We start from the raw sequence: 10271 nt of genomic DNA, 5'->3' as shown, positions 1-10271 counted from the left end.
AGGACGACGGGGCCGCCGAGCTGCTGGTGTGCGGCGTCGAGCAGGCGGGCGTAGTCGGTCTCGGTGAAGCCCTTGCGCCGGCCTTTGGCGGGGCCGCGGTCGAGGTGGATGCGGTAGATCAGCCGGGACCGGTGGCCAGGTTTGGTGCAGATCAGCGCCGCCATGGAGACGCGTTTGGTGCCCGCGGCGGTGACCCGCACGACGGGGGTGTGACCTCGCCGGCCCCAGGTGCGGCCTTTGGGCGGCCTCAGCCCCTGGCCGGCTTCGTCCTCGAAGCAGAGCCAGGCGCCCAGGTCCGCCGCCGTCTTTTTATGACGGGCCACTGCTCGTCCTTCCAGGCGGCGATCTTCTCCTCGTCGCGCTCGGCCGCCTTACGGGAGGGAACCTGCACGCTCCAGCCGATGCGGTGCAGCAGCAGGTCCATCCCGGCCAGGGTGTACTCCACGCCGAACCGGCGGCGCACGACTTCCGCGATCCTCGCCAGAGTCCAGCACTGGTCAGACCAGCCGGAAGCGGCCGGACCCTGCTTCCAACACCGCCTCCAGAGCACGGAGTTGACTTGCATCGAGCTTGCAGCGGGCGCCACCGGGCCCCTTGGAAACCAGGGCCTGCCGGCCACCCGCAGCCAACGCTCGCCGCCAGCGGTTCGCCGACACCCGGGTCACTCTGAATCGCCGGGCGACCTCCCGGTCACTGGCCCCGGTCTCGATCAGATCGGCGGCTGCCAACCGGACCCGCTCACGCCGAACCCGTTCCTCATCCGTCAGCCCTCCGCCATCGGGATACCTCATCCCTCCGGCATAGCGCGGCACACGACAGCCGTCACCACCCCGCGTAACCCACACCCTTAAAGATCTCTAGTTGCTCAGCAGTTACCCAAACCGGGACGCAGGTGTTCTGCCCAAGCGACCCGTTGAGGAGTCCAGCGGACAGGCGCCCCGCAAGTCTGGCGAGCAAGGTCGATTTGCCGCTGCCCGGACCTGACTCCAACAGAAGATGGCAGCGGGTGGGGTCTTCGAGGACTTCTTCAATCTGCCCTCGCCTGCTTTGCAGCGTCGGCTCATCGGGTGTCTGTGATTCGTCCAGTTGCTGCTGAACATGGACGGCCGACAGAGGTCGCCGCGCGCCGGTGCCATCGTGCACGACGTAAGGCCATGCCTCGCCCCGTTCCACTTGCTCTGTCAGGAGTGGACGGAGGAAAGCCGGAACGGGCGAGGTCGGAGCCCGGACGGTATTCCGAACAGGTTGAGCCGATTCAAGGAGCTCGTTGAGGAACCGACGAGCAGGTGCGGACTCGCCGGCCCAATGCGACCAAAGTTGCACCAGGGCCCAAAGTTTCGGCTCGCTGGCTGAAGTAGGCGCTTGGCGCCTCATCAGTTCGTCGGCCAGCCAGTTACTCAAACGGCGGGCATCCAGGCGGACTTCAAACTCGCTGTGGAGCACCTTCGAGGTCTCACGACGCGAGTAGGGGAGATTCTGCCGAGTCCGATTCGCCTTGGCCCTACGTTCCAGGTCGCGCAGGTAGGTGTGCAGTGCGCTGTCTGAGTGGTCCACGTCCCCCCGTCTCCCTCTCCCGCGGCCCTTCCCGCTGCCCGCTGCGGGCGCCACCGGGCAGCCCACGAACTGCAGCGTAAGAGCGCTGTCGCCCGGTCCGCCCGCACTTTCTCAGGATTGAGTCCTGGAGCTCGCATCGTCTGGAGGCGAAGGTGCAACACCATCCGGGAGGGACCATGAATCGCAAGAAGAGCCACATCATCAAGCGCCTGTACCGAGCCGCCCTGTTTGCAGCCGTTCGTGGTGCAGCCGCCATGGCTGGGTCGTCACTGGTTGCCGCTGCGGTGTTGGCACTCCAGCGATGACAAGTGTCGGGCTCACTCGTGAGGGCCTTATCTATGGCTGGCCGAGTGGGCCCGGCTGTCAGGTAGAACGCAAGACCGCCTATTCTCCCAGGACACCGCATATGCCCCGGCCCCAGGGGCCACCGGGCGTGTCCAGCCGACGCCCCGGTGCCCCTCCCGGAGCTCTGGCGGGACCTCTCTCGAGTCAGAGCCGGAAAAGCCGGGCCTGCCTGGCGACCGACCACATCTGTGGGGCCCCCGACGCAGGCGGTTCGTCTCCGAACCGCCCCTGCAGACCCATCAGCCGCTCCTGACGCGAGCTCGTCCAGCGGCACCCCATCGAGGGCCGACAGCCGGCAGCTTCAAAGCTCTTGAAGCTGCACCGGGGTCGGTGCATTGGGACGTGCGCGCAACTACCCCATTCCTGACCGGTTGGCCGCCAGGCAGCGGACTGGACCGGAGGCGCATCCGGGGTTGCACGGGCGACTTCAGATAGGTGGGACAACCATGAGACACGGGGGAGTGCGCTGGTTGGCGCGGAGGAACGCGACTGACAGCATCTCGTGTATGCATCCACCGGGTAGCCAACGGCTATGGGTGCAGAGCCCGTTGGATGTTTCGAAGGGAATGCTCATGCCTATGCGCCGACGCAGTGCCGCCCTGCTGCTGTCCCCCGTGCCGTCGTGGCCCTGGTGGCCTGCGGTCACCGTCATCGTCATCCTGATCATTGCATTTCCCGCTCTGGCGCTCCAGGCCGCAGCCACGTCCGCCGTGCTGGCCGAGGTGGCGCAGCGGCTGCTTTCGCAACCGTGTCCGCCTGCCGGCCCCGGCCGGTCGCGCCGGCCAGCTGTAAGGGGCCACTGCTGTGGCGCGGCCTGAGGCTCCGGTCGCATCCTGGGAGGTCTCCCTGCACGCCCTGGCCTCCTGGCTCCGCCTGCAGCGGGCACAGTCGGGGCTCAGCCTGGCCCAGATGTCGCAGCGCACCACCCTGAGCAAAGCCACCCTCAGCCGAGCCGCATCCGGACACGGTATCCCCGCCCTGTCCGTCGTGCGAACCTTCGCGGGGGTCTGCGGCGCCAGCCCGGACGAAGCTGAACGCCTGTGGAAGCAGGCCCGCTACGAAGAACGCAGCCCGCTCGGTGAAGCCACCCAGCTCATCCACCTGGACTACGTCAGCACCTACGCCGACCTCCACGCGCACCTCCTGGAGCTGTACCGCCGCGACGGAAGCCGCCCCTACCGCACCCTCGAACAGCAGGCGGGCGGAAACGGCCATCTGGCGCGCACCACCATCTGCCGGGTTCTGACCCGCAAGACCAGACCACGCCGGGACTTCGTCCTCGCCTTCGCCCGCGCCTGCGGCGTCACCGGCAACGTCACACTGCAGGCCTGGGCACATGCCTGGGAACGTGCTGAAGCCGCACGTCGGCACACCACCGAGGGATCCGCACGGCAGGACGGACGCAGCCTAGAACCGGCCGAGGAGCAGGCTCGGGTCTCGGGCAGCGGTCTGAAGGCCCCCGAACTGCTGCTGACACCGGCCCTTGCCAGGATGGTGCCCTTCTTCGCCGTACCCGCTGACCGCGGGGCGCAGCGGGGTGTGCCGTGCGAAGGCTGCGGCGCACGTATCACCACCTCCTCGGATGTCGCCGTCCAGATGGGGTCACGGGTGTGGTGCGTGACCTGCGGACACATCGCCAGGCCGCACGGCCGCCAGCCCCGTCTGGTCCTGGAACTGGGGGCGGAGCGCACAACCCGGCCTCCTCACAGCTCTCAGGCTGCGCTGCCCTGAGAAGCCGTTGCTCTATCGATCTCGATGGGCGTGAGTTCGAGGTCGCCGAATCGGTCGGGTGATCTTCTGGCTGGCTGAACATGAAAGCGGGGCCTCCGGCACGGCTCGTGGGTGTCGAATCCAATCGGTCTCGCCCGTCCAGGACCGGCTGCCGGCGCGCCAGGCCCGACCATGGGCGGTGGGCGGCAGCCGATAGGGTCGGGCGCTATGACCGACTGGACCGGGGTACGCGAGCGGGTTCTGGCTCTGGCCGCAGTGCCGGGCAGCGACAAGGTGTTCGGGGCGATGGGGCACGGCTTTGCGCTCGATGTACCTCTGGCGGCGGCCGAGGTAGCCGGTCTCGAGGCGTGGTTGGGTGTTGAGCTGCCCGAGGACTATCGCTCGTTCCTGCTGCACGTTGGAGCTGGCGGGGCTGGCCCGGCTTACGGCGTTTTTCCGGTGCGGCGCGAGGGTTCCGGGGGTTGGAGCTGGATTGGAGATGCCCCTGAGGAGGTCGAGCCGGCCATGGTCGCTGAGTTGTTTCCGGGAGGGGCGGATCCGGAGGCAGCGGCAGGGATCCTGGCCGAGCAGCCGTTTAGGGAGGAGTTCGACGACCTCGCCGATCTCGAAGCGGCCTTTGAAGTGTGGGAGGAGCGTCTGGCAGATGTGCAGTACGACCCGCGCTTCACTGCCGGGGCGCTTTGCCTGTGTGATGAGGGCTGCGGGCTGACGGCCTGGCTGGTTGTCACGGGATCGCAGCGCGGCCGAATGTGGCGTGACCCGCGCTCCGACGGCAAGGATCTGCATCCGATACGTGACGCCGGCGGATCTCTGCTGGACTTCGCTGGTTGGTACCTCGGGTGGCTCATGGCCGCCGAGGCTGCCTGCGGCCTGGACCGATAACAAGGCATCTGCTACCGATCTCGGCGAGCGCGACTTCTGCACCTGTCGCCCGGTTGGGTGGTCTCCGAGCCGTGCGCGCATGGAGACAGTGCCTCCTGCACAGCTCGTGGGTGTTCAAGTCCAACCGAGCAACAGGGGCCCCTATTGTCGCAGCCTTCCGCCTTGTGTCTCGTATCGTCCAACTCGGTTGCCCGTGAGTGTGATTGCCTCGCTCATCGGTTCGGGAACGCGAGGGATCGGCCGCACAGGCGGACGAGGTATCCCTCTGACATGACAGACGCGGAGTGGGCAGTTGTGTGTGACGCGATGCCGGTTCCGCCGTGGCTGGAGGGCCGGGGTGGGCAGCCGGAGGGCTACTGTCACCGGCAGATGGTCGACGCCGTTCGCTACACGGTGGACAACGGGATCAAGTGGCGGGCGATGCCGGCGGACTTCCCCGTCTGGGACCGCGTCTACGCCTTCGCCCGGCGCTGGGGCGCGAAGGGACTGTTGGCTGAGTTGCATGACCGGTTGCGCGGCCTGGTGCGTGAGGAAGCAGGCCGCGACCCGGAGCCGACTGCGGCGATCGTCGACTCGCAGTCGGTGCGGGCCGCGGCCACGGTCCCGGCCTCCTCACGTGGCTACGACGCGGGCAAGAAGGTGCCGGGACGCAAGCGCCACATCGTCGTCGACTGCCTCGGTCTGCTGCTGACCGTGATGGTCACCGCGGCCAACGTGGCCGACCGGGACGCCGCGATGCCGCTGCTGGAGAGCGTGCGGAACCGATACCGAAAGATCGTCCTGGTGTGGGCGGACGGCGGTTACGCGGGCCGCCTGGTCACGTGGGCGAAGCAGCAACTGAGGTTGGCAGTCCGGGTCGTCAAACGCAGTGGCGATGCGTCGGGCTTCGTGGTGCTGCAGAGGCGGTGGTGCGTGGAGCGGACGTTCGCCTGGTTGTTCCGCTCGCGCCGGCTGGTCCGCGACTACGAGAGTTGCCCGTCGTCCACGAGCACATGGTGCTGTGGTCGATGACGATGCTCATGACCCGCAGGCTGGACCGTCGGCGAGCATGAACCGGCCCGCGGCCCGCTCTGTTGCCCAGCCGCGGTCTGCGAGCCGCTTCATCTTCGACCGCACGCCCTCCACACAGGCCGGAACCGGCGCCAGCCCGAGTCCTGCGGTGATCTCCTGGCACGTCATCCCCCCCGTCCCCAGCCGACAGGCGTTCCGCCAGCAAGCCGAGGATGCGCTGGTAGTCCACGGCGAGCACGTCCGCCGAAAGCGCGGGCCGCCACACGGGGACAACCGAACCCGCCCGTGGCGCGGGCGCCGCCGCGGACGCGTCCACCACCGGGCCTGGTGCTGGCTCCGATGCGGAGAGTTCCTCCGTCGGGACCGGACGGGCCACGCCGGCCTCCGGGACTCGCGGCACGAAGAGGACCTCGCCCACGCGTTGTCGGGCGATCACCCACTCCTGCCAGTCCATCTCCGCCTCAGTGAGCGCGGCCAGCACCCAGTCCGCCTCCTCCCGAAGTCCCTCCACGCGCTCCCGCGCGGCCAACTCCCGTTCCTCCAGCAGACCCACGACCGACGCCATCCCGGCACCTCCACCGACGAGACAACCCGACGACCCGAGCCTGCCTCGCCAGCCCGACATCATGCCTGATCTGCGAAAACCCGCCGATCAAGTTCGGTACGACCACAGCTTCTGAAGGGCCACGGTCGCTGCGCCCGCGCCGACCCAGATGCAGCCCACCAGCGCCGGCCGCCTGGACTCACAGGCGCTGCGTGCTGCCAGGGGCTCAAAGGGGCCAGGATTCGGGAAAGCCTCACGGCTGGGCCCAGCGCCCCTCGGCCCCCGGAACACTTCCCCCTCGGCAGACCATTGTCCCTGTCAGACAGCCGACCCGCCAGCAGCGGGCCAGGGTCCCCGGGGGCGGCCCGACAGCACCGTCTTCCGGTAACCGCGCAACCCGGTCGGCTCCAGGCGGGCAACAACTTGAGATTCGGCCGCATCACCGTCGGCTGCGCCGCCGCTAACGCCACCACCGCCGAAGACTGCGGGCCGGACCACGCCACGCTTCGATCAACTCCTCAACGTCGCGCGCCAGCCATCAGGTCAGCCTGGCCAGTTGGGCAGCGACCATTGCCAGTGTCAGTGTTGCGGCGAAGGCTGCGACGGCGCGGGTGATGACGGCTGGGCAGGAGGCCCCGTCGAGCCGGGCCAGGAAACCCGCCGCAGCGCCCGCCAGTACACCGATGATGACCACCACGGTACAAACAAGCAGGACCACAGTCGTGTGCAAAGACATGGTGTTGTTCCTTCCGATGGAGAAGCTGTCGTGAGGCCGACCCTTCCCGGACCAGGTGTTCGCCGTGGTGCGCGTGAACGAAGATGAACACCGGCGAACAACACAGACAAACAAGGCGGTTGGCAGAAGGGCGGGGAACTCGACGGCCTGCCCGCCGTGCTGCGACAATGGACAGGATGGACGCACAAAGCCCAGGAGCTGCACAGTCCGAACTGCGCGCCCGACTCATTGCAGCGTTCGCCGAACGGGGGCTGAGCAAGACCCAGTTGGCCCGCCGGGCGGGACTGGGCCGCACTGTTGTCAGCGGAGCCTTCAGCGCCTCGGCTTCCGTGCCCTCGGCTCAGACCGTGGGCGCTCTCGGTAAAGCTCTCGGCCTTGACGTCCGCTTTCTGCTCGACTTGCGGGAAGCTGCTGCCGGGCAGAGCACCACAACCGTCAGCAGCAGTGAAACCGCCCGGCCCCCAGCCGTCGGACGGCCCATCGCCGACTGCGACCCGCATGACCTGGAAGTGCATCCGGCCATCGACGGCGCACCCCCTACCGGCCACCGGTACAACGCGTCTGAACTCATGGGGACCCAGACCGCTCTGCCCACCTATATCCCACGGCCCCATGACGCAGCCTTGGACCACATCGTGTCGCTCGCCGCCGCCGGGCATAGCCAGATGGCGGTCCTGGTGGGGTCATCGTCCACAGGAAAGACCCGTGCATGCTGGGAAGCAGTCCAGCCGCTGGCCTCGCTGGGCTGGCGACTGTGGCACCCGATCGACCCCACGCGCGCGGAAGCCGCCCTGGCCGACATCGAACGAGTCGGCACACACACCGTCGTGTGGCTCAACGAGGCACAGCACTACCTGGGAGCCGGACAGGGACTGGGGGAACGCATCGCGGCAGCCCTGCGAACCCTGCTGGCCGACCCTGAGCGTTCACCCGTCCTGATCCTGGGAACCCTCTGGCCCGAGCACGCCCAGGTCTACACGACACGGCCCGAGCCGGGCCGGCGTGATCCTCACTCGCAGACGAGGGCCCTCCTGGAAGATCGGCGCATCGAACTGCCGGACTCGTTCGACGAGGCAGCCACAGCAGCCGCGAAGACCGCGGCAGCATCCGGGGACAGGCAACTCAGCCACGCTCTTGGCCATACCCAGGACGGCCGCCTTGCACAGTTTCTGGCCGGAGCCCCCGAACTGCTGCACCGCTATCGATCGGCTTCACCGGCAGCGCGCGCCGTGCTGCATGCCGCTATGGACGCTCTCCGTTTCGATGCCGGACCCCACTTGCCTGCAACCTTTCTGGCGCACGCTGCGCAGGACTACCTGAGCAACGACGAGTTCGACGCTCTGGAAGACGCGTGGGTCGAGCGTGCACTCGCAGAAACTGGCGCAACGGTCCATGGCAACCTCGCTCCCCTGCGGCGCGTCCGCCATCGCCCTGCCCGCCGCTCTCCCACAGCTGCACCGACGACAGAGCCTGCGATCGTGGTCTATCGGCTTGCCGACTACCTGGAGCAGTACGGCCGTCACGAACGCAAAGCGCTGTGCCCTCCGGCCTCCTTCTGGGAGGCTGCCTGCGCACATATCACCCGCCTCGACGACCTTACTCGGCTCGCAGATGCGGCAGAGAAGCGGCTGCGCATGTCCTGGGCGCAGGCTCTCTACCACCGGGCCGCCGAGGCCGGAGACACCAACGCCCTCGTCCAGCTCTACGAACTCAGGGCGTTGGCCGAGGACCACGAAGGCGCGGTCGCTCTGCTCGAAGTAGCCGCAGAGGCGGGCAGCACCGATGCTATCGGGCGGCTTGCCCAAGTACGGCAGGCTGAAGGGGACCACCGGTCCGCCGAGGCTTTGTACCGGCGGGCCGCTGAGGCCGGCGAAAACTATGGTCTTGTGCGGCTGGCGGAGTACCGGGAGGCTGCCGGGGACTATGCAGAGGCCGAACGTCTCTACCGTCTGGCCGCCGGCACCGGTTACCCCACTGCCCTGACAAACCTGGCTGAAATGCTGGAGAGAACAGGAAACCACGATGCCGCCTTGCAACTGGCTATGAAAGCTGCGGCCGAAGGTGACACTAGGATCCTCGCCCGGCTTTCCATACTGCGGCAGAAGCAAGAAGATCACGAGGCGGCCGAGTCTCTCGCACGGCAGGTCGCCGAGGCCGGCGACGACCTCGCTCTGCTGAGTCTGGCCAACGCCCGAGAAGCCGACGGAGACCACGACGGCGCCGAAGTCCTCGTGAGAGAGGGTGCTGCAGCAGGAAGCGTCAGCGCTCTCATCGGGCTCGCTCACAGGCGGCGAACGGCAGGCGACACGGAACAGGCCGAGAATCTCTACCAGGAGCTGCTGCTCACCCCGGGCGGCTACGTCGAGGCTCTCGGGGGCCTTGCCAAGCTGCGTGAAAGCACCGGCCATCGGGAGGAGGCCGAAGCCTACGCCTGGCTTGCTGCGGACTGCAACGACACCTACACCCTCATCGAACTTGCCCAGATGCGGGAAGAGGCCGGCGACTTCGAGGGAGCTGAAACGCTGTACCGGAAGTCCGTCGATGCAGGACACGAATACACCGTGGTCTGCCTGGTCGAACTGCTCGAAAAACTAGGTCGTCACGAAGAATCCGAAAAGCTCGCAAGTGACGCAGCCGACGCCGGAGACTCCTACGCGCTCGTCACACTTTCAGAGCTACGACAGGACACCCACGGCCCTGTTCCTGTCCTTGAATTCGGGCTCGAGCCGGACGGGACGCTCAGTCCGGAAAGCTGAGCGCAGGACGGGTGCCGTCTCATCGCAGCTGCCCGCACTATCGTGACACTGCCGGTCACACGCATTGATGTCTGCAGGCGGCTCTATCCGCATCGCGTCGCACAAACACGCAGATGCGTGGCCGGCAGCAGCACGAGAGCCGGGTGCGTCACCGGCGGTGCTACCGCCGACGCCACCACCGCTGCAGACTGCGGGCTGGTCCACGCCACGCTTCGATGAACTCCTCGATGTCGCGTGCCAGCTTCGCGCCATGAGTGAGAGCGATGCTGAGGAAACCGAACAGTGCCAGTACACCGATCGTGACCTCGTCCATCCGTCCCATCCTTTCAACAAGGCCGGACAGAACGGGCGCGCTCAGTCCGGCCACCTACAGGTGACGAACTGAGATCGCGCCGGTGCAGCGACTCAGGGTGGTTGCCCCCGGTTGCAGGCCGGGGCCGAGCACAGGGTGTTCCTCAGCTTCGGGCTGCGCAGGCCTGACGGTTGCTCTCCGCAGGAGGGGTGAGGCAAATATGCGACCGCCACCGGACGGTTCACTATGGGCCCTCACCACTGACACCCCGAGGGGCGTCCACTGCCGCCGGGCTGCCGCCCAGCTGTCCAGAGACTAGCGCCAACTAGTGTCCTGCGCCAGTAGTTGATCGTTAGTTGGTTTGTGACTCCTACTGCTGGTGCGTCAGTTCCTCGTCGGGGCCCGAAGCTGGAGCCGTTG

General features: G+C 67.5%; 8 protein-coding genes and 1 pseudogene. 5 read left to right on the top strand and 4 right to left on the bottom strand.

Annotation, left to right across the window (positions count from 1 at the left end; translation table 11 throughout):
* Both ACZ7MG_RS43630 and ACZ7MG_RS43625 read right to left on the bottom strand, forming a co-directional pair.
* A pseudogene (locus ACZ7MG_RS43630) lies at window positions 1–791 on the bottom strand (IS630 family transposase); the annotation flags it as partial.
* A gap of 31 nt (window positions 792–822) precedes the next feature.
* Window positions 823–1554 carry a hypothetical protein gene (locus tag ACZ7MG_RS43625; RefSeq protein ID WP_471397008.1) on the bottom strand — a complete coding sequence of 244 codons (732 nt, stop codon included), beginning with the start codon at window positions 1552–1554 and terminating at the stop codon, window positions 823–825.
* 176 nt (window positions 1555–1730) lie between these two features.
* On the opposite strand from ACZ7MG_RS43625, the gene ACZ7MG_RS43620 reads away from it, so the two are divergent.
* The 4 genes from ACZ7MG_RS43620 to ACZ7MG_RS43605 all read left to right on the top strand — a co-directional run bounded on the left by ACZ7MG_RS43620 (window position 1731) and on the right by ACZ7MG_RS43605 (window position 5523).
* On the top strand, window positions 1731–1859 hold the full coding sequence (locus ACZ7MG_RS43620) for a hypothetical protein (protein WP_471397005.1): 129 nt from the start codon (window positions 1731–1733) through the stop codon (window positions 1857–1859).
* Between the two features lie 844 nt (window positions 1860–2703).
* The gene (locus tag ACZ7MG_RS43615; protein ID WP_471397002.1) at window positions 2704–3630 is read left to right on the top strand and encodes a helix-turn-helix domain-containing protein; all 927 of its coding nucleotides are present in this window, start codon (window positions 2704–2706) and stop codon (window positions 3628–3630) included.
* A 207-nt stretch (window positions 3631–3837) separates the two neighbouring features.
* Window positions 3838–4512 (top strand): SMI1/KNR4 family protein, encoded by a 675-nt coding sequence (locus ACZ7MG_RS43610; RefSeq protein ID WP_471397000.1) that lies wholly within the window; start codon window positions 3838–3840, stop codon window positions 4510–4512.
* A gap of 270 nt (window positions 4513–4782) precedes the next feature.
* Window positions 4783–5523, top strand: coding sequence for an IS5 family transposase (locus tag ACZ7MG_RS43605; RefSeq protein ID WP_471396997.1), 741 nt, complete (start codon window positions 4783–4785; stop codon window positions 5521–5523).
* Window positions 5524–6605: 1082 nt separating this feature from the next.
* Here ACZ7MG_RS43605 and ACZ7MG_RS43600 read toward each other — a convergent pair.
* A complete protein-coding gene (locus ACZ7MG_RS43600) occupies window positions 6606–6803 on the bottom strand; it encodes a hypothetical protein (RefSeq protein ID WP_402112025.1) in 198 nt (65 codons plus the stop codon).
* 176 nt (window positions 6804–6979) lie between these two features.
* On the opposite strand from ACZ7MG_RS43600, the gene ACZ7MG_RS43595 reads away from it, so the two are divergent.
* Window positions 6980–9559: a helix-turn-helix domain-containing protein gene (locus ACZ7MG_RS43595; protein WP_471396993.1), complete on the top strand. Its 2580-nt coding sequence runs from the start codon at window positions 6980–6982 to the stop codon at window positions 9557–9559.
* Between the two features lie 160 nt (window positions 9560–9719).
* Here the strand turns inward: ACZ7MG_RS43595 and ACZ7MG_RS43590 are convergent, their stop codons facing one another.
* The gene (locus ACZ7MG_RS43590; RefSeq protein ID WP_471396991.1) at window positions 9720–9872 is read right to left on the bottom strand and encodes a hypothetical protein; all 153 of its coding nucleotides are present in this window, start codon (window positions 9870–9872) and stop codon (window positions 9720–9722) included.
* Window positions 9873–10271: the final 399 nt, after the last annotated feature.

The organism is Streptomyces sp. NPDC107538 (assembly GCF_055657445.1).
Note: the sequence above shows the minus strand (reverse complement) of the source record. Positions and strands in the feature narration are given on the sequence as shown.

What these genes read in the sequence shown, in the direction of transcription:
- ACZ7MG_RS43620 (WP_471397005.1), top strand. Translation starts at nt 1,731, where the DNA reads ATGAATCGCAAGAAGAGCCACATCATCAAGCGCCTGTACCGAGCCGCC.
- ACZ7MG_RS43610 (WP_471397000.1), top strand. Translation starts at nt 3,838, where the DNA reads ATGACCGACTGGACCGGGGTACGCGAGCGGGTTCTGGCTCTGGCCGCA.
- ACZ7MG_RS43605 (WP_471396997.1), top strand. Translation starts at nt 4,783, where the DNA reads ATGACAGACGCGGAGTGGGCAGTTGTGTGTGACGCGATGCCGGTTCCG.
- ACZ7MG_RS43600 (WP_402112025.1), bottom strand. Translation starts at nt 6,803, where the DNA reads ATGTCTTTGCACACGACTGTGGTCCTGCTTGTTTGTACCGTGGTGGTC.
- ACZ7MG_RS43595 (WP_471396993.1), top strand. Translation starts at nt 6,980, where the DNA reads ATGGACGCACAAAGCCCAGGAGCTGCACAGTCCGAACTGCGCGCCCGA.
- ACZ7MG_RS43590 (WP_471396991.1), bottom strand. Translation starts at nt 9,872, where the DNA reads ATGGACGAGGTCACGATCGGTGTACTGGCACTGTTCGGTTTCCTCAGC.